Below are 26,616 nucleotides of genomic sequence, written 5' to 3'. Positions count from 1 at the left end.
TTCCCCACCCACCAGAAGGAGCACCACCCGATGTCGATCATCCTCGGACCCAACCGGTACGGAAAAGCGGAAAACCGGGTTGTGCGCATCTACCGCGACTCCCCCCGGCACGAGATCCACGACATCAGCGTCTCGACCGCGCTCCGCGGCGACTTCGCCAGTGCGCACCTCGCGGGCGACCAGCTGAACGTGCTGCCGACCGACACCCAGAAGCAGACCGCATACTCCTTCGCGAAAGAGAAGGGGCTGCTCTCGATCGAGAACTACGGCCTCGACCTCGCCGCCCACTTCGTCGACACGGTCGAGCCCGTGCACACCGCCAGGGTCGAGATCGAGGAGTTCGCCTGGCAACGGGTTCTCATCGACGGCAGTGAGCACGACCACACCTGGGTGCGGCGCGGCCAGGAGGTGCGCACGGCGGCGATCACGGTCGAGGGCAGGGGCGCTGACCGGCGCACCTGGGTGGTCGGCGGGCTCAAGGACCTCGTGATCCTCAAGTCGACGGGCTCCGAGTTCGCCGGCTTCATGCAGGATCCGTACACGCTCCTGCAGCCGACCTCCGACCGGGTGATGGCGACCTCGCTCACGGCCGGCTGGCGTTTTTCGACGACGGATGTCGACTGGGAGGCCACCTACGACGGCATCAAGCAGGTGCTCGTCACCCAGTTCGCGACCGTGCACTCCCTGGCCCTGCAGCAGACCCTCTACGAGATGGGCCGGGCCGTGCTCGAGGCCTTTCCCGTGGTCGCCGAGGTGCGCCTGTCCGCCCCGAACAAGCACCACTTCCTCTACGACCTCTCCCCCTTCGGCGTGGCCAACGACAACGAGGTGTACCACGCGGCCGACCGCCCGTACGGGCTGATCCAGGCGACCGTGCTGCACGACGACGCCGCGGACGCAGGATCCGCCTGGGACTCGTACACGGGGCTCGTCTAGGTGGTCATTTTCGTTGCGGGTCCGCCCGTACGATGGCTGTGATGAGCACCCCCGCGCCGGCGTCTGCGGCCTCCCCCGATCCGTCGGCCGTTCCCGCGCCGACCGCCCACGTCTATCGCGGTCACGTCTTCCACATCGCGGGATCCCCGGTGGTCGCCGACGCCCGGGAGCACCTCGTCTCCCTGCCCGACGGCGCCCTCGTCACCGGTGCGGACGGCAGAATCGCCTGGGTCGGGCCATTCGCCGCTCTTCCGGCCGCGTTCCGCGACCACCCGGTGACGGACAACCGCGGCGGGTTCATCCTGCCCGGCTTCGTCGACACCCACCTGCACTACCCGCAGACCTACTCGACCGACGCCTACGGCGGCGGCCAGCTGCTCGAGTGGCTCGACAACTGCGTGTTCCCCGCCGAAACCCGGCTGCGCGACCCCGAGTTCGCGGCGCGCATCGCCCGCGACTTCACCCGGCGACGGGTCGCGGCCGGCACCACGAGCGCCCTCGTCTTCGGGTCGGCGTTCCCGCACGCCCAGGATGCACTTTTCGCCGAGAGCCAGGCCGCCGGGCTCCGCCTGGTCAGCGGCCGCGGGGTGCAGACCGTCGGGTCGGGCCCTGCCGGCGCGCTCCTGACCGGCGAGGCCGAGGCCCTCGACCTGATCGGGGCCGAGATCGATCGCTGGCACGCCGTCGACACCGGCGACCCCGCGACGGCGCTGCTGCAGGTCGCGGTCGTGCCCCGGTTCAGCCTCTCGGTGACCCCGAAGACCCTCGCCGGCCTCGGCGAACTCTACGACGACGCGCGCGAGCGCGGCGTGTACTTCCACTCGCACCTCAACGAGAACAACCGGCCCGGCACCGGCGAGATCGACGCCGTGAAGGCGGTGTACGGGGTCGACACCTACCTCGACACCTACGACGGGCTGTTCCTGCCGGGGTCGAAGCGGGGCGGGTCGAGCCTGCTCGGTCGGCGCAGCATCCTCGCCCACGCCGTGCACTGCGAGGATGCCGAGCTCGCCAGGCTCGCCGAGACCGGCACCTCGGTGGCGCACTGCCCGACCTCACAGCAGTTCCTCGGTTCCGGGACGATGCCGTGGCTGCGTACGACCTCGTTCGGCGTGAACGTCGCGATCGGCTCGGACATCGGCGCCGGCGACGAGTGGCTGATCTCGCGGGTGCTCAACGACTGCTTCAAGGTACACCTGTCGGAGCCGGGCGACGCCGGTCTCTCGCTCGACCCCGCCGCGCTGCTCTTCACCGGCACCCTTGCCGGCGCCCGCGCCCTCGACATGGAGGCCAGGTTCGGCAACTTCGACGTGGGCAAGGACGCCGACTTCCTGCTCATCGAACCGGACCGCTGGGAGCCGCTTGCGACCGTCTTGAACCGTGGCATCCGGGCAGACGACGAGCGGATGGCCACGGACCAGACCCTCTTCGCCCTGCTGCTCGCGCTCCGCCAGCCCGCGATCACGGGAGTGTTCGTGCGTGGACGCCGCGTGCTCGCCCCCGAGTAGCGCGGCCCCGCCCCGCGGCACCGAGCTCCCGGCGCCGATCAGGGCTCGGGGTGCTCCTTCTCGAGGGCATTCGCGAGCGCGATCGAGAACGCGGCAATGAGCACGAGGAAACGAATGGTCGCCGTCCCGTCGTTGTGGCCGGTCGCGACCATCCCGATCACGTCGAGTCCGGACCAGGCCAGCGCCACCACTCCGACGCCTGCGAATGCCCGGCTCCCGAGTGCCCGGTCACGAGCGTCGCGGTATTCGAAGGTGCCGATCCGGTCCCTGTCCCGTGCGGTGGCCCGGCGGGCATAGCGGGCGACGCCGACCCAGAACACCGCGGCCCCGAGGAGGGCGAACGCGCCGGCCACGTTGCCCTGAAGCGCAGCGATGACGGCGCCGATAAGTATGGCGCATGCGATGAGGGTGTTGGCCGGTGAGACCGGCAGTCGTTCCCGGATCCTGGACACGAGCACCTCCTGAAACACTGGTCGGGCCGAACTTCGGCACGCATCACCGCACGTGCGAACGAGTGAGGACACCGACCCCGCCAGTCTCTCATCCGGCGGTCGTCCCGGATGACTGTGGCCGGTCAGGGGCGGGCAGACGCCTCGGTCAGCCGCTCGGGTCAGCTGCCGCGGTACGTCGAGTACGCGAAGGGGCTGAGCAACAGCGGCACGTGATAGTGCTCGGCCGGGTCGGTCAGGTCGATGGTCACCGAGACTTCCGGGTACAGGGTCGGCTGGCCGGTTCCGGCGAAGTAGCGCCCGGTGTCGAAGGTGAGGCGGTACCGACCGGCGGGGAGATCGACGGGACCGAGCATGGAGACCCGGCCGTCGGCATCCGTGCCAGCGTTCGCGAGCACGTGCCAGCCGGTCTCGAGCTTCTGCTCGAGCTCGACGGGAACCCCGGCTGCGGGCCGGCCGGACACGGCGTCGAGGACGTGGGTCGTGATGCGGCTTCGGGGAGTCGCGGTCGGGGCGGCGGTCGCGGCGGCGGAAGGGGTCGCCGGAGCGGTCGTGGTGCCGGCGGCCGCCGTCGCGGCGACGACGTCGGCGACCACGCTCGCGACGAGACCCTCGGAGTCCGGCGAGTCGGCGGCGCCGTTCCGGGCGGCCCGCTCGGCGGCGAGGCGTTCTGCGACGGTTCCGGCGAGCGTGGCCAGCCGGAGCAGGGCGATGTCGCGCAGTTCGGTGCCGACGATCTTCAACTCGGCGGCGTCGTCGAGCGCGAGGCGCCGGTGCAGTTCGGCGAGGATCTCGGTGCGCGACCGGCCGGCTGCGCGGATCAGGAAGACCCGGCCGAACCGCTCCTCGTACGCCCGGTTGCCCTCGGCGATGGCCGCGGCGAGGGTGGAGTCTGCGGCGTCGGCGGATGACTGCTCGCTGCGGGAGAACCGCGCGGCCTGCGAGTCTCCCCGCGGGGTCTCGCCGATCCGCGGGTGCGCGGACAGCGCTTCGTCGATCTCGCTGCGGCTGAGCGGTGTCGCGGCCGTGCGGGCGGCGGCGAGCAGGGCGGCTGCAGAATCGAACGGTGACTGCGACGCGACCTCGTCGACCCAGCGGGGTACGGCCAGGCAGGTCAGGAGCGCCTCGCGAAGCTCAGGTGTCGACATCCTCTTCATGGCAGTTCTCCTCGTCCTGGTCCAGCCTAGAGTGCCCGTGGCGAGAGCGCATACGATGGCGGGCATGGTGAATGCAGACGCAGCGCGCGACCGGGCGGATGCCGGGAAAGCCCCGGTCGCGGGGCTTGTGCTGGCAGCGGGGGCCGGTTCCCGGTTCGGGCAACCGAAGGCGCTCGTGCGCGGGGCCGACGGTGTGCCGTGGCTCGTACGGACCGTCCGCGTGCTCCGCGCGGCAGGTTGCTCGCCCGTCATCGTCGTGCTCGGAGCCGAGGGTGCCGCGGCCGCCGCTCTGCTTACCGAGGCGGGTCTGATCGACGCGGCGGCCCCTGCGGTTGCCTGCCCCGACCGTGCGACGGTCGTCGTTCATGCCGCCGACTGGGCCGAAGGGCTGTCGGCCTCACTGCACGCGGGGATCGACACGGTCCTCGGTCTCGCCGGAGCCGTGGGCGCCGTTGCGGTCGTTCCCGTGGACGTCCCCGACCTCGACGCCGCAACGGTCGCGCGGGTGCTCGACGCTGACGCGGGCGTGACCCCGGATAGCCTGAGGCAGGCCGTTTTCGGCGGCCGGCCGGGGCATCCGGTGCTGATCGGGCGCGCGCACTGGGAACCGCTGCGGGCGCAGCTCACCGGCGACACCGGGGCGCGGCCCTATCTGCTCGCCCACGGCGTGCTCCCTGTCGAATGCGGCGACCTCACGACGGGCGCCGACGTCGACACGCTCCCCGGCGTGCCAGAGGCATGACGGCGGCGAGGTGACTACCGGGCCGGGTAGTCTGCGGCGAGGGCTCGGACGGCGGCCTCGAGGGCGTCAACGGCGAGGGCGACGTCGGCCGAGGTGACCGACTCGTCCGGGTGGTGACTGATGCCGCCGGCACAGCGCACGAAGAGCATGCCGACGTCGGTGATCGCGGCGATCGCCATCGCGTCGTGACCGGCGATCGAGGGCAGCTCGCGCGGGGCTGGCTCGGCCGGGGCCTCCGCGCCACCCTCGGTCGAGCGGATGCCCGCCGCAATCGCCGCACGCAACCGCGGCGAGCAGGCCACGGCGGCCGCCTCGTGAACCTGGTTGCTGTCGAGATGCAGGGCGCGTGTGGCGCAGATGTCGGTGAGGGCGGCCTCGATCAGGGTCCAGCCCCTGTCGCGGTCGGCGTCGTCCGGCGCACGCAGGTCGAAGCTGAACTCGACCTTCCCTGGGATGACGTTGACGGCGTCCGGAAACACCCTCAGGTGGCCGACGGTCGCGGTGAGACCCTCGGCGCGGGCGATGCGTTCGATCGTGGTGATGCACTCCGCGGCCCCGGCGAGGGCGTCGCGGCGGCGGGGCCACGGGGTCCCGGAGTGCCCGGCAGACCCGGTGACCGTCAACAGGAAGCGACGGGCCCCTGCGATCCCGGTCACGACGCCGAGGGCGCGGTTCTCCTCCTCGAGCACGGGCCCCTGCTCGATGTGGGCCTCGAGGTAGCCGACGAGTTCCTGTGGGGCGCGGGCGGCGTCGCCGACCTTGGCGGGGTCGAGCCCGAAGGCGGCGAATGCCTCGCGGAGGCTCGTGCCGCTCGCGTCGCGCAGGTCCCACCAGGACTCGAGCCAGGTGCCGGCGACGGCCCGGCTGCCGAGCAGGGTCGTGCCGAAGCGGGTGCCCTCCTCGTCGCCGAATGCGGCGATCTCGAGGGCGAACGGCAGCGGGCGGCCGGAGGCGGCGATCCGCCCGGTGACCGTGATGGCCACGAGCACGCCGAGGATGCCGTCGTAGCGGCCCGCCGCGCGCACGGTGTCGAGGTGGGAGCCGAACATCAGGGCCGGAAGCCCGCGGGTGCGGCCGGAGAGCCGTGCGCACTGGTTGCCAGCGGCATCCTGCCAGGTCGTGAGTCCGGCAGCGGCCATCCAGCCGGCGACGCGGTAGTTGACGGCGGCGTGCTCCGCGGAGAGGTAGGTCCGCTCGATCCCGTCGGTGAGGGACGAGTGCCGGGCGAGTTCCTCGCACCGGGCGAGGATCACGGCCGCGTCGGCATCCGACACCGTCGGCACCGCCGCCGTCATGAGAGCACCGCAGCTGCGTCGGCGGCGGCCCCGGAGGCCCCGGCACCGGCACGGTCCGCGTCGGCGTACAGGTCCCAGGCCGCGCCGACTCCCCCGCCGCCCGTGACGGATGCCCCCGCGCGCCGGAGCACCTGTTCGAGCGCCGCAAGGGTGGTCAGCACGGTGTCCTTGCGGGCGTTGTAGCCCATCACGCCGATCCGCCAGACCTTGCCGTGCAGCGGACCGAAGGAGGTACCGATCTCGATGCCGAAGTCCTCGAGCAGGGAGCCGCGCACCGCGTCACCGTTGACGCCGTCCGGAATCTCGACCGCGACGACGTTGTTCATCCGGTGGGCCGGGTCGCCGAAGACGGAAAGCCCCAGCCCGTGCACTCCCGCGAGCATCGCCGAGCCGTGCAGCCCGTGCCGGGCGACGGCGTCCGCCAGCCCCTCCTCGACCAGGAGGCGCGCGCACTCCCGGGCGCCGTAGAGGGCGGTCGTCGCCTCGGTGTGGTGGTTGAGCCGACGGGGACCCCAGTAGTCGAAGAGCATCGCGAGATCGAAGTAGTTCGAGCGGATCCGGTTGGACAGCACCGCGTCCCCGGGTTCGCGGATCCCGGCCTCGATGCTCCGGCGGGATTCGATCACGTCGACGGCGCGGGCCGAGAACGTTGCCGGCGCAGAACCGGATGGCCCGGCGAGGCACTTCTGCAGGCCGGCGGTCACGGCGTCGAGGCCCCAGGCATCCGCTTCGAAGGTGTTGCCGCCGAGCGAGGCCGTCGCGTCGGTGTAGAAGAGCACGCCGTGCCTGGCGCAGATGTCGCCGAGCTCGTCGAGCGGCTGGGCGAGGGTCGTCGAGGTGTCGCCGTGCACGATCGCGAGCAGCGCCGGCCGGGTCTCGATGATCGCCTGTTCGATCGCGGCGGGCGTGAACACGGTGCCCCACGGCACCTCGCGCACGTGCACCTCGGCGCCGACGCGTTCGGCGATCTCGCGGAGGAGGTGCCCGAAGCGCCCGAAGATGGGCACGAGCACGCGGTCGCCCGGCTGGATCAGCGAGACGAGGGCGGCCTCGATCCCGGCGCGCGCGGTGCCGTCGATCACGAGGGTCTGTTCATTACCGGTGCGGAATACGTCGCGGTACAGGCCCATCGTTTCGGTCATGTAGCCCGTCATCGCCGGGTCGTACTGGCCGACGAGCTGCGCGGACATGGCGCGCAGCACCCGGGGATCCGCGTTGATCGGCCCCGGCCCCATCAGCAGGCGCTGCGGCGGGTTGATCGGAAGGCTCGGAACGGGGGTCGACTGCAGCGGATACGTCACATCATCAGCTTAGGCACGGAGCGTTTCCACGGTGTTACCCACGATCTCCGCCGTGCCGGTCCCGACATCCGGCGCGAGTCCGGCGGCCAGCCCCTGAGCGAGGCCTGCGGCATGGTCGAGCAGCGCGAGGTCGCTGTGCCGCGGCCCGAGGAGGCTGAGCCCGAGCGGCGCCCCTGCGACGGAGAGGCCGGGAAGGGACACGGCGGGGTATCCGCCGATCGCGGCGAGGCAGGTCAGTGAGAGTGTCGCGGTGCGGATCGCTTCGATCCTGGCCCCTGACGCGGTGCGGGCCGGCGCGGTCGACGAGGCGGAGGGCAGCAGCAGGATCCGGCCGTCGAGGGCCGCGTCGAGCCGTTCCCTGGCCTCGGCGAGGTCGATCCGGTGCCCGGCGGCTTCGTCCTCGTCGATGAGGGAGGCGAACGCGAAACGGGAGCGCACGTCGGGGCCGAGCGTCCCGGGGTGGGCGTCGACCCAGTCGCCGTGGGCCCGCCAGGCCTCGGCCGCCTGCACGGTGCGGAAGGTCTCGAACAGGTCGGCGAGCGGGTCGAGGGAGATGATCTCGACCGCGGACAGGTGTCCGCTCCTCTCGAGGCGGTCGACCGCGTCGACGAACGCGGCCTGGACGCCCTCGTCCGCGGCGAAGACGGTCTGGGCGCACACGGCGAACCGGGCGGGCACCGGCAGCTGCCGGTCGGTGTCGAGCGAGGCCGCTGCGGCGGTCCTGAGCACCTCCGGGCCCCTCGCGAGCCAGCCGACCGTGTCGAATGAGGGCGCGAGCGGCAGGACCCCGTCGCGGCTGACGGCGCCATGGCTCGTGCGCAGCCCCCAGAGCCCTTGGTACGAGGCCGGCACCCTGATCGACCCTGCGGTGTCGGTGGCGAGGGCGAGGTCGGCCTGGCCGAGAGCGACGGCGGCGGCCGGCCCGCTTGACGAACCGCCCGGAAGCCCGCCCGGAACGCGCGGATTCGGGGGCGTGCCCGAATGCACGTTGGCCCCGGCGATGCTGTACGCGAACTCGTCGGTCTGCGCGATGCCGATCACGCTGGCCCCTGCCCGGAGGAGTGCGGTCAGCGACGGCGCGCTCGCGGTCGCGGGTGTCGCGCTCTCGAGGTAGGCCGGGTTCCCCGCCCCGACCGCGAACCCGGCCACGTCGAAAAGGTCCTTGACCGCGACCCGAACGCCCGCGAGGGTCCCGCCGACCTCGCCGGCGACGAGCGGCGTGCCGGCCACCCGCCAGATGCTGCGGTCGATCGCGGGAGCGGACGCTGCGACCTGCGCGGTCTCGATCCGCCAGCCCGCGGCTGTCCGGCTCCACAGCTGGGTCACGAGCCCGGCCCCGCCGGCGAACGGCTCGTTCTCCGACACGATCAGGGCGTGGTCTGTCCCGATGGCGCGCACGTGCAGCGAGCGGATGCTGCGCCGCACGACACCGGGACGGCCGGCGCGGAACCCGGCGATCGCATCACTCCCGACGAGCAGGCCGGCGGCGTCGCCGCGGAGCGTGTGCGGTCCGGGCACGAAGAACCCGGCGAGGGCCCCGAGGTCATTGGCGGCGAGCGCGGCCTCGTAGTCCTCGAATGCGCTGAGCAGGCCGGCCGGCAGCTCGCCCGTGACCGAGGTCGGCACGAGGTGGGGTGCGAGGGTGCGCTCAGGCACCGAAGTCCGCCGTCCGGATACGGGCGTGCACGCCCGTGACACGGTCGACGACCTGGGAGATGTTGAAGTCGGTCGCCGCGCTCAGGTAGGCGTACGCGAGGGTCGGGTCCATGCCGTACCGCGCCCCGAGCAGGGCGATCGCGGCGCGCACACAGGCCCGCATCGCTTCGTCGAGGTCGGGGTCGAGGCCGGTCGGCACGAGGAACTCGCCCGTCTCGGCGAGCGGTCCGGTCAGTTCGCCGAAGAGTGCCGCCGCCTCGACCGCCGGAATGACGTCGAAGCGGATGCGCACCCGCAGGCTGGCCTCGAGTGCGGTCAGCGCCACCTCGCCATCGCCCTGGGCGAAGTGCGGGTCGCCGACGTAGGCGAGCGCGCCAGGGACCTGCACGGGCAGGTAGAGCGCGCTGCCGACGGTGAGCAGGCTGATGTCGAGGTTGCCGCCGTGCGCGCCCGGCGGGACGGAGTGCGGCCGGGTGTCTCCCGCGACGCCGACGCCCATGATGCCGAGGAACGGGTCGAGCGGGAAGCGCACGACCCGGTCGCCACCGGGAACGAGCGGGAGGGTGCCGAAGAGCGCCCCGGCTTCCGTCCCGAAGTCGGGATCGGTGTCGACCTCGGTGAACACGGAGACCGTCCCCGGTCCGACGGGGTACTCGCCGGGGAGCGCCCCGCGACCGTGGCGACTCGAGATGACGCCGTACGGCACCCGGGGAGTCGCCTCGAGCAGGGTCATCCGGAGCAGGTCGCCCGGCAGCGCCCCGCGCACCTCGATCGGCCCGGTCACGACGTGCGGGCCGTCCGCCTCAGCATCCCGCGGGTAGTTGCTTGCGGCGAGCGCGACGGCATCCGCCAGCACATCGCCCGCTGCGATGCCGTGGCCGCCGAAGAAGGCGAGCGGGTCCCGACCCTGGTCCTCGAGCAGTCCCTCGTGGCTGAGAGTGTCGATCGTGACGGTGTCACCGGATCCGATCGAGAACACCGCGGCATCCGCTGCGCAGGGCAGGCGTCCCCACAGCACGGTCTGGGGGGTGGCCGGAAGGTAGTGCCCGGGCGCGATGCTCCCCATGCCGGGCTGCAATACGACGTGCGACATGGGAGCGCCTTCCAGGAACACGGAAACAAGAACGTGGTTCTTCACACTATTGGTGCCTCGCGATCGAGGCTATCTCCCGTTTGCGTGCCATTCGACCAGCCGGTACGTTTCAGGTCACTGTTGACACGATCGACATGAGTTTTACCTCCAGGAAACAATTGCAGCAGTCCCCGTCCCGAAGGATCACCCGTGCTCGAGAAGCTCCGCCGCCATCCCGCGAACCTCCACCTCGGCCTCATGCTTGCGCTGACGTTCTCCACCGGCCTGGCGGATGCCGTCGGGTACCTCGGGCTCGACAAGGTGTTCACCGGCAACATGACGGGGAACGTCGTCATCCTCGGGATGGCCCTCGCCGGCGCGAGCAACCTGCCTGTGCTCGGCCCGCTGCTCGCCCTGTTCACCTTCATGCTCGGGGCCGCCGTCGGCGGGCGGGTGCTGCGGCCCGTTGCGATCGGCTGGACGACCCACGCGACGGTGCTGTTCGCGGTGCAGGGCGTGATCATGGCGGGACTGGCGATCGCCCTGTTCCTCGGGGGCGGGCATCCGCCACAGCCCTTCGACCTGGTGATCACGAGCCTCCTCGCCGCGATGATGGGACTCCAGGCCGGGGTCGCCCGGCACATCGGGGTCAAGGACGTCACGACGGTCGTCGTGACGTCGACGATCACGGGACTGGCCGCCGACTCGCGGCTCGGCGGCGGAAAGGGCCAGCCCTGGTTCCGCCGGGTGGCCGCGATCCTGCTGATCTGCGCGGGCGCCGCTGTCGGGGCCCTGCTGCTCTCGGTGCACATCGGCTGGGGCGTCGCCCTCTCTGCCGTGATCACCCTCGTCGTCGCGTCGCTCGGGCATGCGGCCGGGCGCCCGCACCATGCGCCGGAAAACAGAGCGAGTGCATGAGTTTCCGGTCTTGGTGGCGGGAATGACCCCGGCGTGTGAGGCTTAACCGGTGCCGAAGACTTCTGAAAAATCGGACCTGCGTGAAGCCGTCTCCCTCGACCGCCCCTGGGTCACCATCGTGTGGGACGACCCGGTCAACCTGATGTCCTATGTGTCCTACGTGTTCCGCAGCTACTTCGGGGTCGCCCCCGAGGAGGCCGAACGCCTGATGCTGCGGGTGCACAACTCCGGCAAGGCCATTGTCTCCACCGGGAACCGGGAGTCGATGGAGCGCCACGTCGAGGCGATGCACGGCTTCGGGCTCTGGGCGACGCTCTCGCGCGAGGACTCCTGATGCTCTTCACCCGTGACCCGGCCGGAACGGTGTCCGCGAGCTTCGAATCGGTCGAGCTCGGGCTGCTCCGGCTCGCCGCGAGCCAGCTGATCGAGCTCCTGCTCGCCGCGGAGACCCATGCCCTCGGGACCAGCGCCGATCCCGCGCTGAGACGCCTGCTGCCGGACGCCTACCCTGACGACGCCGAAGCCTCGGCAGAGTTCCGCCGTTTCACCTCCGGGGATCTCCTCGACGGCAAGCTCGCGAACGCCCGCGTCCTGCTCGCCTCACTCGGCGAGGAACCCCTCGATGAGATCGCCGACGAACCGTCTCTGCCCTTCCTGGACGACCGCTTCGAGGTTCCGCCGATGCCGATCGCCCTCGACGACGTCGGCGTGCAGTCCTGGCTGCGCACGCTCACCGACCTCCGGCTCACGCTTGCCGAGCGCCTCCAGATCTCCCCCGACGGCGAACAGCACCTCGACGCCGACGAGGCCCCGCTGCTCAGCAGCATCTACGAGTGGCTCGGCATGGTCCAGGAGTCCCTCGTCTACGCCATCGACCGCTAGGCGATCGCGACAGGGAGGGCTTCGAGCGCAGTGAGCGCCTCGTAAGCCCGACGCGGGCCCGCGCCGCCCCGCAGTGAGTCGCTGAGGGCGTCGAGACGCGCGCGGTCGCCGGCCGGAAGCCCGAGCACCGAGAGGACTGCGGCGCGGAGCTCGAGGCTCGTCGCGGTGTTGGGCGCGAGCGAGAGCCCGAATCCGCTCGTCTCGACGCCCTCGGCCCCGGCAAACTGGTCGGTGGAGAACGGCAGCACGAGCAGCGGTACTCCCGCGGTCATCGCCTCGGTCACGCTGTTGTTGCCGCCGTGGGTGACGGCGAGGTCCGCGGCGCCGAGCAGGGCGACCTGGGGCAGGAAGCCGCGCACGAGCCAGGCGTCGGGGATCCGGCCGAGCTCGACGGGGTCCGTCGACCCCGTCGCGAGGGCGACCCTGACGGAGAGGCCGCTGAGGGCATCCGCCACCCGGGCGAGCACGTCGCCGCGCACCGAGAGGAAGCTCCCGAAGCTCACGTAGACGAGGGGACGGTCGTCGCCGGCCGCGACGGCGTCGGCGAGCCACGCCTCGACCTCGGCGTCGTGGGCCTCCTCGCGCACCGCGGAACCGAGGAAGACGTGCTGCGGCAGCAGTGCCGTCCGGGCCGGTGCGTGCAGTTCGGCCGGATAGTTGAGCATCAGCACGTCGCCGGATTCGGTGAAGGCGTCGCGGCTCGGCTCGGCCGCCGGGTCGAGTTCGAGCAGGGCGGCGTTCCACTGGGCGGTGAAGGTGTCGCGCACCGCCTCGCAGGTGCTGTGAAGCCCGGCGAGGTCGTCCGGCTCCGGCGCGAAAGCATCGGGCCAGGAGGACGGGAAGCCATAGACCTCGGTGCCGACCGGAAGGGCGCTCGGGTGCCCGAGCACGACGTCGGCGTGGCGGATGCCGGCGCTCACGAGCGCGAGGCGGGCGCTGAAGGCCAGGTGGTCGACGATGATCTGGTCGGGGCGCACCTCGGCGACGATGCGCTGTACCTCCCTGGCGATCTCGACCGGGTTCCAGAGCAGGTCGTTGCTGCGTGCCTCGGCCTGGAACTGCAGAGTCGGCACGAGGCCGAGCCTCGTCGCGGCGAAGAAGCCGCGGAGGGCGTCGTCCTCACCGCTCGGCTGCTGTTCCGCCCGGATGGTGCCGGGGTTCGAACCGCGGCCGAGCTGCAGGTTCACCCGTTCGAAGCCGAACTCGGCGACGATTCCGGCCGTCGCGGGGCCGCTCGCGACGACGACCCGTTCCCCGGCGGTCTGCCAGGCCGTGCCGAGGGTCGCGAGCGGGAACAGGTGCGAGGCGTAGTCGGGGCTGATGATGAGCAGGGTCATGAGGCGCTCAGCGTCCAGTTTGACGCCAGTCCCCGGCCGTAGCCGTTCCCGGCATCCGCCCTGAGGCGCTCGTGCGCTTCTGCGACGTCGCGGTACACCCCGGAGAGGGTCGCGGCCATCGCCTGGATCGTGAACGAGCCGGAGACCATGGCCATGGCGCGCTCGGCGAATTCGGGGCCGAAGGGGCCGGCCGCGAGATCGAGGGCTTCACGCACCCCGGTGGCGAGGCCTGCCGGGTTCCCGGTGTCGACAAGGAACCCGGTCACTCCCTGCTCGACGTAGGTGGCCGGTCCCCCGCCGTTCGGGGCGACCACGGTGAGCCCCGCGGCCATCGCCTCGAGCAACGCGATGCCGAACTCCTCCTTCATGCTCGCGCAGACGTACACGCCGTTCGCCGCGGCGAGGCCGGTGCGGCCGAGGCGGGTGGCGGCGAGCCAGCGGGCGACAGTGTCGTTGGAGCGGTGCCCGGCGAGGAGCAGCCCCGCAGAGGCGGCGTCGCCGCGCGGCACGACGGCGTGGATCCTGTCGAGCTGGCCGGCTTCGTCCGGAGTGGGATCCGTGAGGTCGCCTCCGACGATCAGGAGGTTGCAGGCGGACTGGAGCGCCGGGTCGGCCGCCCAGGTTTCGACGAGGGTTGCCATGCCCTTGACCCGGTGCAGCCGGCCGACGGTGATCGCGAGCGGCAGTGCGCGGCGCTCCAGCGGGAGGGTTGCGAGGAGTTCGTCGAGCTGGCCGAGGGCGAGGGCACCCTCGACGCTCATCTGGGCGGGAACCACGGACGAGGGCGGGGCAGCCAGGTCGGGCTCGGCGTACGCTGCGGCCACGACCTCCGCGACCGGCGTGCCCTCGCTCGCCCCGGCGTCGACGAGCGAAGCCTCGATCACGCCGATGTCGATGCCCTCGGCGACGATCGAGTGGCGTTCCGGGTGCTGCGTCACGTCGATGCCGACGAGCTCGCGCAGGTCACGCTCGAGGTCTGGCCGGGGGAAGAGCACCGTGTGCGCGGCATCCGCTGCGAGGCGCTGCACGAGCCGGACGCGGAACCAGAAGTGATCGGCGGCATCGGCCGTGCCGAAGGTCGCGCGGGTGAGGGCACCGGCGGACTCGAGCGAGCGGATGAGGCTGTGCGGGTCCGGCGCGACGGTGAACACGACCGGGATGTCGAGTTCCCTGGCGACCGTCGAGGCGGCGAGGGTGCCCACGTCCGCCATCCGCAGGTGGATCGCGTCGACCGGCCCCGCGGCGCGGAGCACCCGGCGGATGCCGCGCTGGGTCGCGATCCGGCGGGACCAGGCGTCGGCGGAGGCGACGGGCTCGCCGAGGAAGGGAACCGTCGCGAAGGCGTGGCCGGACAGGGTAGACGCGACCTCGGGCAGGCAGTCGAGCGCGGAGGCGAAGCCGCCGCGGGAGAGGGTCAGCACCCGGCCGACATCACCGGCACCAGTCCCGGCACCGCTGCCGGACTGTCCCGAGACGAGCGCGTCCCCGAGCCGGACCAGCAGGGTCGCGATGCCGCCGTTGTCGCCGGAGCCGACCCGGGTCAGCGCGCCGTCGATGTCAGCGTGCAGGAAGAGCTGGGCGACGGTCGTTCCGCTGCTCCACGGTGCCCGCGGGTAGCGCGGCACGGTCAGGTCGATCACGGCGAGCCTGGCGACCTCGGCGAGGACCCCGCTGCCTGCGGCCAGTCCGGTGACGATTCGGAGGCCGGTGTCGTTGGAACCGATCCCGGTTCCGATCCCGGTTCCGATACCCGCGCCGGCGCCCGAGAGGGAGCCGGGACCGGCATCGGCGAGGCCCCGGTCGCCGATCGCGGCGATCGCGGCGGCCCGCACCTCTGTCGCCTCGGCCGGGTCGACGGCGACGCGGAACAGCATGCGTTCGGGAATGCGCCCCGAGATCTGGCCGATGGTTTCGACCAGTCTGGCCCGGGCGCCCGGCTCGGTGACGCCCAGCAGGGCGCCCTCGACGGCGAGGGCGACAGGGGCCGCAACGGCAGCGCTCCATTGCTCGAGGGTGCGCTGGGCAATCATCCCGGCGAAACCGCCGTCGATGACCATCCCGAGCAGGGGCGCGACCGCGTCGAAGCGGGGCAGGCGGGCGCCGAACGCCCAGGCCGCGTGCTCGCGGAGGAAGAGCTGCTCGTGCCCGAGGAGGGAGACGAGGACCTCGTCCGCCGTCTCGTCGAAGACCTGGGCGAGGGCGTGCACCGCGGCGATCGCGGTGACCTGGTCTGCCGGATCGACGGCGGCCTCTGCGAGCAGGCGCACGGCCCTGGTGCCGCCGTCCCGGCTCGCTGCAACGGTGAGGTCGTCTGCGGCCATGATCGTGGCGAGGATCGAGTCCGCGCTCCGGAGCGAATCCAGTGTGCTCTGCGTTCCCATGGTCGAACTCCCTGTCTGCCGGCGATGCCGCGGCTGGTGTCGGCCGGTGGGCCGAGAATGGCCCGGTGGGCCGGGACAAAAGCCCCTTGTCGATTCAACGCCACTTTCCCGGTTCGCGCGCCCTTCCGGGCTGGGAATCACCCGAGAGGACGCATCGCCGTTCTCAGACCCTGCGACGGCTGCCGTTGTGCCGGTACGCAGTCAAAAGGAGCATCATGGATGGCATGACACGTCACGCCCCGATCCAGGACATCAACGAAGACTCCCTCGTCGTGAAGAAGCCGGAGACCAGCGCGGCGGGCCTCGAAGCCGTCGTCGTAGCGCTCGAGCGCGGCGTCGCCCAGGCCGGGATCGGCCGCACCACCCGGGCCCTGCTCCGGCTCAACCAGCGCGACGGGACAGACTGCCCCGGTTGCGCCTGGCCGGAGTCGCAGGGTCACCGCAAGACGGCCGAATTCTGCGAGAACGGCGCGAAGGCCGTCGCGGAGGAGAGCACCGTGCGCCAGGTGACCCTCGCATTCTGGGCGGAGCACTCCATCGCCGAGCTCGCGACGAAGACCGAGTACTGGCTCGGCAACCAGGGCCGCATCACGCACCCCGTCGTCATCCGCCCCGGTGACACGCACTACTCGCAGATCTCCTGGAACGACGCGTTCGAGCTCATCGGCGAGCAGATCCGTGCCACGACCCCCGACCGCACCGTCTTCTACACCTCCGGCCGCACCGCGAACGAGTCCGCGTTCCTCTACCAGCTCTTCGCCCGCTCAATCGGCACGAACAACCTGCCGGACTGCTCGAACATGTGCCACGAGTCCTCCGGCTCGGCGATGAACGCGACGATCGGCATCGGCAAGGGCACCGTCTCCCTCGAGGACATCCACCACGCCGAGCTCATCCTCGTCGTCGGCCAGAACCCGGGCACCAACCACCCGCGGATGCTGTCAGCCCTGAAGGAATGCAAGGACAACGGTGGACGGGTCGTCGCGGTCAACCCCCTCCCCGAGGCCGGGCTGTTCAAGTTCAGGGACCCGCAGTCCGTCTCCGGACTGATCGGCGACGGCACCGCGCTCGCCGACGAATACCTGCAGATCAAGGTCGGCGGGGACCTCGCCCTGTTCCAGGCCCTCGGCCACCTGCTCCTCGAGGAGGAGAAGCGCGTGCCCGGCTCCGTCGTCGACCAGGCCTTCATGGACGCCAACACCCAGGGACTCGAGGAGTACCGGGCCGCGCGCGGCGAGATCGACTGGGAGGAGACCGAGAAGGCGACCGGGCTGTCCCGGCTGCAGATCGGTGTGGTCGCGAGCATGCTCGTGACCTCGAAGGCCACGATCATCTGCTGGGCGCTCGGGCTGACCCAGCAGCCGCACTCGGTCAACACTCTCAAGGAGATCATCAACCTGCTGCTGCTGCAGGGCAACTTCGGCAAGCCGGGCGCGGGCGCCTGCCCGGTGCGCGGCCACTCCAACGTGCAGGGCGACCGCACCATGGGCGTCTGGGAGAAGCCGAAGGAGGCGTTCCTCGCCGCACTCGACACGGAGTTCGGGATCGTGAGCCCGCGCACGCACGGCCTGGACTCCGTCGCGACGGTCGAGGCCTTCGAGAACGAGGACGTCGACGTGTTCGTGTCCCTCGGCGGCAACTTCGCCCTCGCCTGCTCGGACACCGCGAAGCTCGAGGCCGCGATGCAGCGGGTCGGGCTCACGGTCCACATCTCCACGAAGCCGAACCGCTCGCACGTGATGCACGGGCGCACCTCCTTGATCCTGCCGACCCTCGGCCGTACAGACACCGACGACAAGCACCCCGGCGGACGCCAGGTGCTCTCCGTCGAGGACTCGATGTCGGTCGTCCGCACGACACAGGGGCGCCTCGATCCCGTGTCGGAGCACCTGCTCGCCGAGCCCGTCATCGTCGCCAGGATGGCGAGCGCGACCCTCGGCGCCGAACACCCCGTCGACTGGAAGGCGATGAGCGAGGACTACGACCTGATCCGCGACCACATCTCCCGGGTCGTCCCCGGCTTCACCGACTTCAACCGCCGGCTGAAGACGAAGAACGGCTTCGTGCTGCCGAACCCGCCCCGCGACACCCGCAGCTTCGCGACCGACATCGGCCGCGCCCGGTTCACGGTGAGCCCGCTCGAATACCTGACTCCGCCGGCCGGGCACCTCATCCTGCAGACCATCCGCAGCCACGACCAGTACAACACGACGTTCTACGGCCTCGACGACCGGTACCGTGGCATCTCGAACGGGCGCAGGGTCATCCTGATCAACAAGGACGACGTCGTCGAGCTCGGCTTCCACGACCGCGACCTCGTCGACGTGATCAGCACCTTCCGCGGCGAGGAACGCCGCGCGGACGAGTTCCGGCTCGTGGTGTACCCGACCCCGCGCGGCTGTGCCGCCGCGTACTTCCCCGAGGCGAACGCTCTGATGCACCGCGAACTCGTCGCCCGCGAGTCGAACACCCCCGGCTACAAGGCCATGGCGGTGCGCTTCATCGCCCACGAGCAGGCCCCGGTCCCGACGGCCGGTTAGGACGCCGGGCCGAGCACCACGCGGAGCATGCCGGTGAAGACCGCCCGCTCGGCGCCGAGCGGGGTGAAGAAACGTTGGTCGACGCCTTCCACGGCCGCGTTCGCGTGGCGGGCGAGCTCGGCTCCCGCCACTGTCACCCTGAGGGACTTCGCCCGGGCATCCGTCGGGTGACCCCGCCGTTCCACGAGGTCCTTCCGTTCCAGGGTGCGCAGCACCTGCGAGGTCATCATCGGGTCCGTTCCGGCGTGGCGGGAGAGTTCCCGCTGGGTGGTCGGCCCGTCCGTGTCGAGCCACGCAAGCGAGGCGAGCAGCACGAACTGCACATGGGTTAGGCCGAACGGCCGGAGCGCCGCCCGCTGGGCCGCCTGCCAGGCGTTGGTGACCCGCCACAGCATCAGCCCCGTGCTGTCCTCCGCGGACGCGAACTCGCTGTCGAGCCCGCTCTCCTCGGCGTCCGGCATCAGTGGTCAGGGTCTTCAGGGTCAGCAGGGTCAGCAGGGTCAGCGGATGCCTCGGCGAGCGCGAACAGCCCGGCCATCGCCTCGGGGAAGTCCGCACTGATCTCCGGGCCGAGCCCCGGTCCGATCTCGTCAGCATCCTGCCCGGTGATCACGAGTTCGTGGGTGACCCGCGTGCCGCCGTCACTCGGTGTGAACACGTGCCGGAACGTCAGCACGACGTCGCCGAATGTGGTCTCGTCGGCATACCGTTCGTTCGGGGCCAGTTCGATGATGCGGGATCGGAACGTGTCCTGCCCGACCGGCGTCACGCTCAACTCCGTGCCGACGGTGAATGCACCGTCCATCTCGAAGACGTCCCCGCCCGCGGCCGCGGCGACCCCGGTGTGGATGTCCCGAAACGCCGCCCAGACCGCGGCGGGTGTGGCGCTGGTGTCTGCCGTGTACTCAGTTCTCCACATCAGATGACCTCTCGTCCGAAGCTGCCCCTCGCAGCGGGACAGTTAGTATGCGCACATACTAATTCGGCGCTGCGGAACCGGCAAGGGCCGATGGGGCAGAACTCGCAACACTCGCAGCACCCTCGGCACCCTCAGCACCCTCGGCACCGGCGAAATCTTCCGCTGCGCGACCGCCACCGCCGGTGATCCGCTCGGCGCCCGCATAGATCACCATCGAGTCGCCGCGCAGGAAGCCGACCAGGGTCATGCCCACCTCGGCGGCGAGTTCCGCCGCGAGGGAGGACGGCGCGGAGACCGCGGCCAGCATCGGGATGCCGGCCATCGCCGCCTTCTGGACGAGTTCGAAACTCGCCCGGCCGGAAACCTGGAGCACGGTTCCACGCAGCGGCAGCCGGTCCTCCTTGACCGCCCATCCGATCACCTTGTCGACGGCGTTGTGGCGCCCGACGTCCTCGCGCAGCACGAGCAGTTCCCCGGTGGCGGCGTCGAAGAGCCCGGCAGCGTGCAGGCCGCCGGTCTTCTCGAATACCCGCTGGCCGGCCCGGAGCACCTCCGGGAAAGTGACGAGGCGTTCGGCGTCGAGGAGCACAGGGTCGTCCGAGACGGTGAAGACCGACCGCGTGCGCACGGCGTCGATGTTCGCCTTGCCGCAGAGCCCGCACGCGCTCGTGGTGAGGAAGTTCCGCTCGAGGCTCGGGTCGGGAGCAGCCACGCCCGGCGCGAGGCTCACGTCGAGAACGTTGTAGGTGTTCTCTCCGTCCACGGTGGCGCCGGCGCAGTAGCGCGCCGCGAAGAAATGCTCGCCGCGGCTGATCACGCCCTCGGAGACCAGGAAGCCCGCGGCCAGGTCATAGTCGTTGCCGGGCGTGCGCATCGTGACCGCGAGCGAGGTGCCGTTCACGCGGATCTCGAGCGGCTCCTCGACGGCGAGCACGTCTTCCCGGCTGGTCCTCCGGCCGCCGACCGTGAGCCGGACGACCTTTCGTCGTGCCGTGATTCGTGTCATTGTTCCTGGTCACCCTCCGATGTACGACATCTCGATCTTCTTCTTACCGGATGCCCGCAGTTCGCTCGTCTTCGCGCTCCGCAGGTCCGAATACCGGTCGGTCCGCTCTCGCCAGACCGCGGCCATGGCGGCGGAGAGGTCGTCGTCCGTTGCGCCGCCGCGCAGGAGCGCGCGCAGGTCGTGTCCCTCCGTCGCGAACAGGCAGGTGAAGAGTTTGCCGTCCGTCGACACCCGGGCGCGGGAGCAGGTCGAGCAGAACGACTGCGTCACGCTCGAGATCACCCCGATCTCGCCGCTGCCGTCCCGGTACCGCCAGCGGCTCGAGGTCTCCCCTGTGTAGTTCGGGGCGATCTCCTCCAGCGGCAGTTCGGCGTCGATCCGGGCGATCACCTCGCGGGACGGCACGACGGCGCCCATCTCCCAGCCGTTGCTCGATCCGACGTCCATGAATTCGATGAAGCGGAGGATGACCGGCGTGCCCTGGAAATGCCGCGCCATGGCGAGGATGTCCCCGTCGTTCTGGCCGCGCTTGACGACCATGTTGACCTTGACCGGGCCGAGCCCGACGGCCGCGGCGACGTCGATGCCGTGCAGGACCTTCGCGACCGGGAAGTTCACGTCGTTCATGGCCCGGAAGGTCGCGTCGTCGAGGGAGTCGAGGGACACCGTGACCCGGCGAAGTCCCGCGTCCTTGAGGGCCTGGGCCTTGACCGCGAGCGCCGAGCCGTTGGTGGTCAGGGCGATGTCGATGGGCCGTCCGTCCGGGGTGCGGAGTACCGCAAGCTCGGCGACGAGGTCTTCGAGGCCGCGGCGCAGCAACGGCTCCCCTCCGGTCAGCCGGATCTTGCCGACCCCGTGCGCGACGCTCACCCGGGCGAGCCGGGTGATCTCCTCGAAGGTGAGCAGTTCGTCGCGTTCCATGAAGGCGAAGTCGCGGCCGAAGATCTCCTTCGGCATGCAGTACACGCACCGGAAGTTGCACCGGTCCGTGACCGAGATCCGCAGGTCGTGCAGCGGCCGGCCTCGGGTGTCCGTGAGTGTCGGGTTTCCGGTCATACGCTCCACCCTAATCTTCTGTCATCACGGCCCCGCGACACGGATGCCCGACCGGGGCGGCCCCGGCCGGGCATCAGTTCGAAACGGTTGCTCTTACGTCACTGATTCACTACTTGACGTAACCGTTCGGGTTGAGCACATATTTCACGGACTTGCCGGCGTCGAACTCGGCGTAGCCGCGCGGCGCGTCCTCGAGGCTGATCGCCTGGGCGTTGACGGCCTTCGCGATCTGCACCTTGTCGTGCAGGATCGCCATCATGAGCTTGCGGTTGTACTTCATCACCGGGCACTGGCCCGTGGTGAAGGACAGCGACTTCGCCCAGCCGAGCCCCAGCCGGATCGAGAGCGACCCGACCTTCGCAGCCTCGTCGACCCCGCCCGGGTCACCGGTGACGTAGAGCCCGGGGATGCCGAGCGCGCCGCCGGCGGCGGTGATGGTCATGAGCGAGTTGAGCACCGTCGCCGGCCGCTCCTCCCCCGCCGCCTGGCCATGCCCGCGGGCCTCGAAGCCGACCGCGTCAACGGCGCAGTCGACCTCTGGCACGCCGAGGATCTGCTCGATCTGGTCCTGCGGGTCGCCCTTGCGCAGGTCGACCGTCTCGCAGCCGAAGCTGCGGGCCTGGGCCAGCCGCTCCTCGTTGAGGTCGCCGACGATGACGGCGGCCGCTCCGAGCAGGTGCGCGGACGCCGCAGCCGCAAGGCCGACGGGTCCGGCACCGGCGACGTAGACCGTCGACCCGACGCCGACGTTGGCGCTCACCGCCCCGTGGAACCCGGTGGGGAAGATGTCGGAGAGCATGGTCAGGTCCATGATCTTCGCGAGGGCCTGGTCCCGGTCCGGGAACTTCAGGAGGTTCCAGTCGGCGTACGGCACGAGAACGTACTCGGCCTGGCCGCCGACCCAGCCGCCCATGTCGACATAGCCGTAGGCGCTGCCGGGGCGGTCGGGGTTGACGTTCAGGCAGATCCCGGTCTTGCGCTCCTTGCAGTTGCGACACCGGCCGCAGGAGATATTGAACGGGACCGACACGATGTCGCCGACCTTGATGAACTCGACATCGGGCCCGGTCTCGACGACCTCGCCGGTGATCTCGTGACCGAGCACGAGGTCGGCCGGGGCTGTCGTGCGTCCACGGACCATGTGCTGGTCCGAGCCGCAGATGTTGGTGCTGACCGTGCGGAGGATGACCCCGTGCGGTACCTTCCGGCCGACGTTGGCCGGGTTGACGCCGGGCCCGTCCTTCAGCTCGAAGGTGGGGTAGTCGATGTCGATGACCTCGACGTGCCCCGGGCTCTTGTAGGCAACTGCTCTGTTCCCTGTCATTACATACCTTCCTAGGTTCTGCGTAGTGATCCTCTGTGCACGGCCGTTTCGATCGTGCGAGATTGCAGTGGTGCTAGTTGGTGCGCTGTGGGGTGGCGCTTACTCGGTGGTGCCGTCTTCGACGAAACACCCATCGGCTGGGGATATCAAGGGGGTTGCCGAGACTCTGGGCGGATGCGGATGCGCCGGCCGCCGGGAGCGCCTAGCGTAAGGGGCATGGCCCTTCCTCCCCTTGTCGAACCCGTCGCCCGGCTCACCCCGACCGAATCCGTGCGCACCGCCCGTCAACGCCGCCTGCCGCAGCTCGACGAGCTCGGCCAGCGTCGCCTGGCGAACGCGAAGGTGCTCGTGCTCGGCGCGGGCGGCCTCGGCTCCCCGGCCCTGCTCTACCTGGCGGCGGCCGGGATCGGCACGATCGGCATCGTCGACGGCGACGACGTCGAGCCGAGCAACCTGCAACGCCAGATCGTGCACGGCCAGGCGGATGTCGGCAGGTCGAAGGTCGTGAGTGCCGCGGAGTCCATCGCGGCCATCGCCCCGGCGACCATTGTCATCCAGCATGCAGAGCGGCTCGACCACGGCAATGCCCGCGCGCTCATCTCCGGGTACGACGTCGTGATCGACGGCACCGACAATTTCCCGACCCGGTTCCTCGTGAACGACGTCTCCGCCGAACTGGGGAAGCCGCTCGTCTGGGCATCCGTGCTGCGCTTCGATGCCCAGCTCTCGGTGTTCTGGGCCACCCCGCCCGAAGGGAGCGGCGTTGCGGGCGTGCAGCTGCGGGACCTGTTCCCGAATCCGCCCGCCGAGGGCGAAGTGCCGAGTTGCGCGGAGGCCGGCGTGCTCGGCGCCCTCTGCGGCCAGGTCGGTTCGCTGATGGCGACGGAGGCGATCAAGCTCGTCGCCGGCATCGGCGCACCGTTGATCGGGCGGGTGCTCGTGATCGACGCCCTCTCCGGGCGGTTCACCGAGGTACCGCTCGTAGGCGGAGACGCGGAAGGGCACGCCCGGGCCGCCAGGGAGGCCGCCGCGGCTGCCGCGACCGACTCCGGTACGGCAAACATGCAAGCCCCCGTGCCGACCTGGCCGACACTGTCGGCGGCCGAGCTCGTCTCCCGCCTGGTCGCGCGCGCGAACGGGGCGGACGACTTCATCGTCCTCGACGTGCGTGAGCCGGGTGAACACGCCGAGAGTGCGGTGCCCGGCTCCCTGCTGCTCCCCCTCGACCAGCTGCGCACCCCGGAGGGACTGGCGTCGCTGCCGCGCGACGTTCCCCTCGTGCTGCACTGCGCGCAGGGGCCGCGCGCGCTGAGCGCCGCCGCCGCGCTCGCCGCGGACGGCTTCACCGACCTGACACTGCTCGAGGGCGGGATCATCGCCTGGGACGCCGCCGTCGCCGACGGCGGAGCTCCCGGTTTCGGCCAGAAGTGGTCGACCCAGTGGTCGGGGACCTGGTCCCCCGAGTGGTCCGTCGAAGCGCGGAGCTGACCGTGGCAGTAGCAGAGGGCGCTGCGGGGAACCACGATCACGCGAGGCGCGGCGGGCACGCTGACGCGGCATCCGCCCGCCCGGTCGCCGAGCACCTCGACTGGATCCTGGGGCAGTTGCCCATTCTCGAGCCCGTCCGGGTCCCGCTCGAACACGCGCTCGGGCTCGCCCTTGCCGAGGACGTCACAAGCGCGACGGACACCCCGCCGTTCGACAACTCGGCGATGGACGGCTACGCCGTGCGGCGCGCCGACCTGCTCGCCGCGACCCCCATGAGCCCGGTCGTGCTGCCCGTCGTCGCCGACCTCGCCGCCGGTACCGCACAGAACCCGCGCATCGACGCCGGGCAGGTCGCCCGGATCATGACCGGGGCGCCGATCCCCGACGGGGCGGATGCCGTCGTGCCGATCGAGGACACCGACCGGGGCATCGACCGGGTCGGCATCCTCAGGGTGCCGGAGCCGGCAGCCCACATTCGCAGGGCCGGCAGCGACGCCGCAGCCGGCGACACCATACTGCGGGCAGGGACGACGCTCTGGCCCACCCGGATCGCCGCAGCCGCGAGCGCCGGCCGCGCTGAGTTGCTCGTGCACCCGGCGCCCCGCGTCGCGGTGATCTCGACCGGCGACGAGCTCATCGTGCCCGGCACCCCCGCGCGGCGAGGCCAGATCCCCGACTCCAACTCGTACCTGCTCGCCGCTGCAGTGGCCCAGGCCGGCGGCGTCGTGCACCGGATCGGGGCGGTCCCCGACAACGAGGAGTCCCTGCGCACCGTGCTCGACTCCCTCATCGGCACGGTCGACGCGATCATCCTCTCCGGAGGCGTCAGCGTGGGAGCGTACGACGTCGTCAAGGCGGTGCTCGCCCCGCTCGGCGTGTGGTTCGGCCCGGTGCGGATGCAGCCCGGCAAGCCGCAGGGCTTCGGCCGCCTGCCCGCAGCCGGCACCGGCAGCAACAGCACCACCGGGAAGAAAGGCTCCGCCGGAAGCGCCGCGCTCGGCCCGATCGTGTTCGCCCTGCCCGGCAACCCGGTGAGCGCGTTCGTCTCGTTCGAGGCCTTTGTACGCCCGGCGCTCCTGTTCATGGGCGGCCACGGCACCACCACCCGTCCGACGATCACGGGGACCGTCGCCCGCGGTTGGAGCTCACCGAGCGGCCGCCAGCAGTACATGCCCGTCGTCTGCGAGCGTCGTGGCCAGGAGACCCTCGTGTGGCCGGCCACCTCCGGCGGTTCCGGCTCGCACCTCGTCGCGGGACTCGGCCAGGCCGAGGGTCTCGCCATCGTTCCGGAGGAGTCCGACACCGTGGCTGAGGGCGACCTGCTCCCGGTCATGCTGGTGATATGAGTCATGCTGGTGGTATGACTTCCGCCCGAGACGAAACCGCCGCCGCCAGACCCGAAGGGCACGCTGCGCCGAATGCGCAGGCCGGGCAGCCGTTCACGCATCTCAATACCGCCGGCCAGGCCCGGATGGTCGACGTGACCGAGAAGCAGCCGACCGTGCGCAGCGCGACCGCCGCGGGTTTCGTATTCTGCGGGCCCCGCGTGGTCGCCGCGCTGCGCGACGGCACGACGCCCAAGGGCGATGTGCTCGCCGTCGCGCGCATCGCGGGCATCCAGGGCGCGAAGAAGTGCGCGGACCTGCTCCCCCTCGCCCATGTGATCGGGGTGCACGGCGCCGCTGTCGACCTCACGATCGAAGACACCGGCGTGCGGGTGGCGGCGACCATCCGCACGGCCGACCGCACCGGCGTCGAGATGGAGGCGCTCACGGCCGTGTCGATCGCTGCGCTGGCGGTCGTCGACATGGTGAAGGGACTCGACAAGTCCGTCAGCATCGGGGACATCCGCCTGATCAGCAAGACCGGCGGCAAGTCCGGCGACTGGCTGCGCCCCGCGGAGTAGGACCGCCCATGCCTGAAGCCCTCACCCCTCAGGTCGACCTGATCGTGCTTGCGGGCGGCCGCGGCAGCCGGCTCGGCGGCGCCGTCAAGGCCGCCGTCGACGTCGCGGGCCGCACACTGCTTTCCCGGGTGCTCGACGCTCGGACCCTCGCCCGTCGAGTCGTCGTCGTCGGGCCGGCGTCAGCACGGGTCGCCGCCGGCCCCGAGGCGGCCGGAGTGCTCTGGGCGCTCGAGGATCCCCCGTTCGGCGGCCCCGTCGCGGGCATCGCCGCCGGCCTCGCGGCCCTCGCGGCACCCTCACCCGCAACCTCAGCCGGCGCCCCGGCCGATGCCCCGGCCGAGTGGCTGCTCGTCCTCGCGTGCGACCTGCCCTGGGCGGCGGATGCCGCCGGCACCCTCGTCGCAGCCCTCGCCGACCAGGCCCTCGCTGACCGCGCAGGCAGGAACACCACCGGCACAGACGCCCTGGACGGCCTGCACCTGTCCGACCCGGACGGTCACCCCCAGTGGCTCGCCGGTCTCTACCGGGCGAGCACCCTCCGGGACGCCGCGGCACGCCTCGGCCCCGCAGCGAACGGCGCGAGCATGCGCGCCCTCCTGTCCGGGCTTCGGCTCGTCGGGGTCCGTGACGACTCGGGAAGCAGCCTCGACGTGGACACGTGGCAGGATGTTGAGTGGAGCACCGCGCTCCTGTCGGGACCCAGCCCGGTCAGCACCACCCCTCCGAGGAGCGACGCCCCATGA

The 26,616-nt window shown here is 71.2% G+C and carries 24 protein-coding genes and 1 pseudogene; 11 read left to right on the top strand and 14 right to left on the bottom strand.

Annotation, left to right across the window (positions count from 1 at the left end; translation table 11 throughout):
* Window positions 1-30 precede the first annotated feature (30 nt).
* Window positions 31-936, top strand: coding sequence for a factor-independent urate hydroxylase (gene pucL, locus QN357_RS07280; protein ID WP_134448922.1), 906 nt, complete (start codon window positions 31-33; stop codon window positions 934-936).
* A 41-nt stretch (window positions 937-977) separates the two neighbouring features.
* Entirely contained in the window at window positions 978-2,444 is a 1,467-nt protein-coding gene (locus tag QN357_RS07275) for an amidohydrolase family protein (protein WP_322135999.1), read from the top strand.
* A 38-nt stretch (window positions 2,445-2,482) separates the two neighbouring features.
* Here the strand turns inward: QN357_RS07275 and QN357_RS07270 are convergent, their stop codons facing one another.
* The 3 genes and pseudogenes from QN357_RS07270 to uraD form a co-directional block, all read right to left on the bottom strand.
* A complete protein-coding gene (locus QN357_RS07270) occupies window positions 2,483-2,896 on the bottom strand; it encodes a hypothetical protein (RefSeq protein WP_134448920.1) in 414 nt (137 codons plus the stop codon).
* A gap of 158 nt (window positions 2,897-3,054) precedes the next feature.
* Entirely contained in the window at window positions 3,055-3,381 is a 327-nt protein-coding gene (gene uraH / locus QN357_RS07265; RefSeq protein WP_322137322.1) for a hydroxyisourate hydrolase, read from the bottom strand.
* 201 nt (window positions 3,382-3,582) lie between these two features.
* Window positions 3,583-4,041 (bottom strand): annotated as a pseudogene (uraD, locus tag QN357_RS07260) (2-oxo-4-hydroxy-4-carboxy-5-ureidoimidazoline decarboxylase); the annotation flags it as partial.
* A gap of 73 nt (window positions 4,042-4,114) precedes the next feature.
* On the opposite strand from uraD, the gene QN357_RS07255 reads away from it, so the two are divergent.
* Window positions 4,115-4,792, top strand: a complete 678-nt coding sequence (locus QN357_RS07255) for a nucleotidyltransferase family protein (protein WP_241987340.1) — start codon at window positions 4,115-4,117, stop codon at window positions 4,790-4,792.
* Window positions 4,793-4,806: 14 nt separating this feature from the next.
* Here the strand turns inward: QN357_RS07255 and QN357_RS07250 are convergent, their stop codons facing one another.
* The 4 genes from QN357_RS07250 to QN357_RS07235 all read right to left on the bottom strand — a co-directional run bounded on the left by QN357_RS07250 (window position 4,807) and on the right by QN357_RS07235 (window position 10,137).
* Window positions 4,807-6,087 (bottom strand): allantoate amidohydrolase, encoded by a 1,281-nt coding sequence (locus QN357_RS07250; RefSeq protein WP_323504711.1) that lies wholly within the window; start codon window positions 6,085-6,087, stop codon window positions 4,807-4,809.
* A complete protein-coding gene (locus tag QN357_RS07245; RefSeq protein WP_322137323.1) occupies window positions 6,084-7,322 on the bottom strand; it encodes an alanine--glyoxylate aminotransferase family protein in 1,239 nt (412 codons plus the stop codon). Before QN357_RS07245 ends, QN357_RS07250 begins: the two co-directional genes overlap by 4 nt.
* Before the next feature lie 75 nt (window positions 7,323-7,397).
* Window positions 7,398-9,044 carry an AtzH-like domain-containing protein gene (locus QN357_RS07240; protein ID WP_241975461.1) on the bottom strand — a complete coding sequence of 549 codons (1,647 nt, stop codon included), beginning with the start codon at window positions 9,042-9,044 and terminating at the stop codon, window positions 7,398-7,400.
* Window positions 9,037-10,137, bottom strand: a complete 1,101-nt coding sequence (locus QN357_RS07235) for an acetamidase/formamidase family protein (protein ID WP_134561266.1) — start codon at window positions 10,135-10,137, stop codon at window positions 9,037-9,039. Before QN357_RS07235 ends, QN357_RS07240 begins: the two co-directional genes overlap by 8 nt.
* Before the next feature lie 189 nt (window positions 10,138-10,326).
* Here QN357_RS07235 and QN357_RS07230 point away from each other — a divergent pair, with 189 nt between their 5' ends.
* Genes QN357_RS07230 through QN357_RS07220 form a run of 3 tightly spaced genes read left to right on the top strand, consistent with a single transcriptional unit; the run spans window position 10,327 to window position 11,916 of the window.
* Window positions 10,327-11,034, top strand: a complete 708-nt coding sequence (locus tag QN357_RS07230) for a YoaK family protein (RefSeq protein WP_241975460.1) — start codon at window positions 10,327-10,329, stop codon at window positions 11,032-11,034.
* A gap of 49 nt (window positions 11,035-11,083) precedes the next feature.
* Entirely contained in the window at window positions 11,084-11,368 is a 285-nt protein-coding gene (gene clpS / locus QN357_RS07225) for an ATP-dependent Clp protease adapter ClpS (protein WP_241975459.1), read from the top strand.
* Window positions 11,368-11,916: a DUF2017 family protein gene (locus QN357_RS07220; protein WP_134560217.1), complete on the top strand. Its 549-nt coding sequence runs from the start codon at window positions 11,368-11,370 to the stop codon at window positions 11,914-11,916. Before clpS ends, QN357_RS07220 begins: the two co-directional genes overlap by 1 nt.
* On the opposite strand, the gene QN357_RS07215 is transcribed toward QN357_RS07220, so the two are convergent.
* Window positions 11,913-13,253 carry a glycosyltransferase gene (locus QN357_RS07215; protein ID WP_322136001.1) on the bottom strand — a complete coding sequence of 447 codons (1,341 nt, stop codon included), beginning with the start codon at window positions 13,251-13,253 and terminating at the stop codon, window positions 11,913-11,915. The two genes, QN357_RS07220 and QN357_RS07215, sit on opposite strands and share 4 nt — an antisense overlap.
* Window positions 13,250-15,634, bottom strand: coding sequence for a glycosyltransferase (locus tag QN357_RS07210; RefSeq protein WP_322136002.1), 2,385 nt, complete (start codon window positions 15,632-15,634; stop codon window positions 13,250-13,252). Before QN357_RS07210 ends, QN357_RS07215 begins: the two co-directional genes overlap by 4 nt.
* A gap of 224 nt (window positions 15,635-15,858) precedes the next feature.
* Here QN357_RS07210 and QN357_RS07205 point away from each other — a divergent pair, with 224 nt between their 5' ends.
* Window positions 15,859-18,174 (top strand): FdhF/YdeP family oxidoreductase, encoded by a 2,316-nt coding sequence (locus tag QN357_RS07205; protein ID WP_322141115.1) that lies wholly within the window; start codon window positions 15,859-15,861, stop codon window positions 18,172-18,174.
* Here the strand turns inward: QN357_RS07205 and QN357_RS07200 are convergent.
* The 5 genes from QN357_RS07200 to fdhA all read right to left on the bottom strand — a co-directional run bounded on the left by QN357_RS07200 (window position 18,171) and on the right by fdhA (window position 22,479).
* Window positions 18,171-18,635: a MarR family winged helix-turn-helix transcriptional regulator gene (locus QN357_RS07200; protein ID WP_322136003.1), complete on the bottom strand. Its 465-nt coding sequence runs from the start codon at window positions 18,633-18,635 to the stop codon at window positions 18,171-18,173. The genes QN357_RS07205 and QN357_RS07200 overlap by 4 nt on opposite strands.
* The gene (locus QN357_RS07195; RefSeq protein WP_134560209.1) at window positions 18,635-19,093 is read right to left on the bottom strand and encodes an SRPBCC family protein; all 459 of its coding nucleotides are present in this window, start codon (window positions 19,091-19,093) and stop codon (window positions 18,635-18,637) included. Before QN357_RS07195 ends, QN357_RS07200 begins: the two co-directional genes overlap by 1 nt.
* A gap of 58 nt (window positions 19,094-19,151) precedes the next feature.
* On the bottom strand, window positions 19,152-20,099 hold the full coding sequence (fdhD, locus tag QN357_RS07190) for a formate dehydrogenase accessory sulfurtransferase FdhD (RefSeq protein WP_134448911.1): 948 nt from the start codon (window positions 20,097-20,099) through the stop codon (window positions 19,152-19,154).
* 9 nt (window positions 20,100-20,108) lie between these two features.
* Entirely contained in the window at window positions 20,109-21,155 is a 1,047-nt protein-coding gene (moaA, locus tag QN357_RS07185) for a GTP 3',8-cyclase MoaA (RefSeq protein ID WP_134448910.1), read from the bottom strand.
* Window positions 21,156-21,264: 109 nt separating this feature from the next.
* On the bottom strand, window positions 21,265-22,479 hold the full coding sequence (gene fdhA / locus QN357_RS07180) for a formaldehyde dehydrogenase, glutathione-independent (protein ID WP_134448909.1): 1,215 nt from the start codon (window positions 22,477-22,479) through the stop codon (window positions 21,265-21,267).
* Between the two features lie 216 nt (window positions 22,480-22,695).
* On the opposite strand from fdhA, the gene QN357_RS07175 reads away from it, so the two are divergent.
* The 4 genes from QN357_RS07175 to mobA are packed head-to-tail and all read left to right on the top strand — an operon-like array spanning window position 22,696 to window position 26,616.
* Window positions 22,696-23,967 (top strand): ThiF family adenylyltransferase, encoded by a 1,272-nt coding sequence (locus tag QN357_RS07175; protein ID WP_134561273.1) that lies wholly within the window; start codon window positions 22,696-22,698, stop codon window positions 23,965-23,967.
* 2 nt (window positions 23,968-23,969) lie between these two features.
* Window positions 23,970-25,313, top strand: coding sequence for a gephyrin-like molybdotransferase Glp (gene glp, locus QN357_RS07170; protein ID WP_322136006.1), 1,344 nt, complete (start codon window positions 23,970-23,972; stop codon window positions 25,311-25,313).
* 14 nt (window positions 25,314-25,327) lie between these two features.
* Window positions 25,328-25,873 carry a cyclic pyranopterin monophosphate synthase MoaC gene (gene moaC, locus QN357_RS07165; RefSeq protein ID WP_134448906.1) on the top strand — a complete coding sequence of 182 codons (546 nt, stop codon included), beginning with the start codon at window positions 25,328-25,330 and terminating at the stop codon, window positions 25,871-25,873.
* A gap of 8 nt (window positions 25,874-25,881) precedes the next feature.
* Window positions 25,882-26,616, top strand: coding sequence for a molybdenum cofactor guanylyltransferase (gene mobA / locus QN357_RS07160; RefSeq protein ID WP_322136007.1), 735 nt, complete (start codon window positions 25,882-25,884; stop codon window positions 26,614-26,616).

Source organism: Cryobacterium sp. RTC2.1 (assembly GCF_035018685.1).
GTDB lineage: Bacteria > Actinomycetota > Actinomycetes > Actinomycetales > Microbacteriaceae > Cryobacterium > Cryobacterium glucosi.
The sequence above is the reverse complement of the archived record's forward strand: the minus strand, read 5'-3'. Positions and strand labels throughout refer to the sequence as shown.

Bases quoted from the DNA above. Each gene is read 5' to 3' on its own strand.
- QN357_RS07235 (WP_134561266.1), bottom strand. From the start codon at position 10,137: ATGTCGCACGTCGTATTGCAGCCCGGCATGGGGAGCATCGCGCCCGGG.
- QN357_RS07220 (WP_134560217.1), top strand. From the start codon at position 11,368: ATGCTCTTCACCCGTGACCCGGCCGGAACGGTGTCCGCGAGCTTCGAA.
- fdhA (WP_134448909.1), bottom strand. From the start codon at position 22,479: ATGACAGGGAACAGAGCAGTTGCCTACAAGAGCCCGGGGCACGTCGAG.
- QN357_RS07255 (WP_241987340.1), top strand. From the start codon at position 4,115: ATGGTGAATGCAGACGCAGCGCGCGACCGGGCGGATGCCGGGAAAGCC.
- QN357_RS07210 (WP_322136002.1), bottom strand. From the start codon at position 15,634: ATGGGAACGCAGAGCACACTGGATTCGCTCCGGAGCGCGGACTCGATC.
- fdhD (WP_134448911.1), bottom strand. From the start codon at position 20,099: ATGACACGAATCACGGCACGACGAAAGGTCGTCCGGCTCACGGTCGGC.
- QN357_RS07250 (WP_323504711.1), bottom strand. From the start codon at position 6,087: ATGACGGCGGCGGTGCCGACGGTGTCGGATGCCGACGCGGCCGTGATC.
- moaA (WP_134448910.1), bottom strand. From the start codon at position 21,155: ATGACCGGAAACCCGACACTCACGGACACCCGAGGCCGGCCGCTGCAC.
- QN357_RS07245 (WP_322137323.1), bottom strand. From the start codon at position 7,322: ATGGGGCCGGGGCCGATCAACGCGGATCCCCGGGTGCTGCGCGCCATG.
- QN357_RS07275 (WP_322135999.1), top strand. From the start codon at position 978: ATGAGCACCCCCGCGCCGGCGTCTGCGGCCTCCCCCGATCCGTCGGCC.
- moaC (WP_134448906.1), top strand. From the start codon at position 25,328: ATGACTTCCGCCCGAGACGAAACCGCCGCCGCCAGACCCGAAGGGCAC.
- QN357_RS07205 (WP_322141115.1), top strand. From the start codon at position 15,859: ATGACACGTCACGCCCCGATCCAGGACATCAACGAAGACTCCCTCGTC.
- QN357_RS07175 (WP_134561273.1), top strand. From the start codon at position 22,696: ATGGCCCTTCCTCCCCTTGTCGAACCCGTCGCCCGGCTCACCCCGACC.
- QN357_RS07215 (WP_322136001.1), bottom strand. From the start codon at position 13,253: ATGACCCTGCTCATCATCAGCCCCGACTACGCCTCGCACCTGTTCCCG.
- pucL (WP_134448922.1), top strand. From the start codon at position 31: ATGTCGATCATCCTCGGACCCAACCGGTACGGAAAAGCGGAAAACCGG.
- QN357_RS07200 (WP_322136003.1), bottom strand. From the start codon at position 18,635: ATGCCGGACGCCGAGGAGAGCGGGCTCGACAGCGAGTTCGCGTCCGCG.
- mobA (WP_322136007.1), top strand. From the start codon at position 25,882: ATGCCTGAAGCCCTCACCCCTCAGGTCGACCTGATCGTGCTTGCGGGC.
- QN357_RS07195 (WP_134560209.1), bottom strand. From the start codon at position 19,093: ATGTGGAGAACTGAGTACACGGCAGACACCAGCGCCACACCCGCCGCG.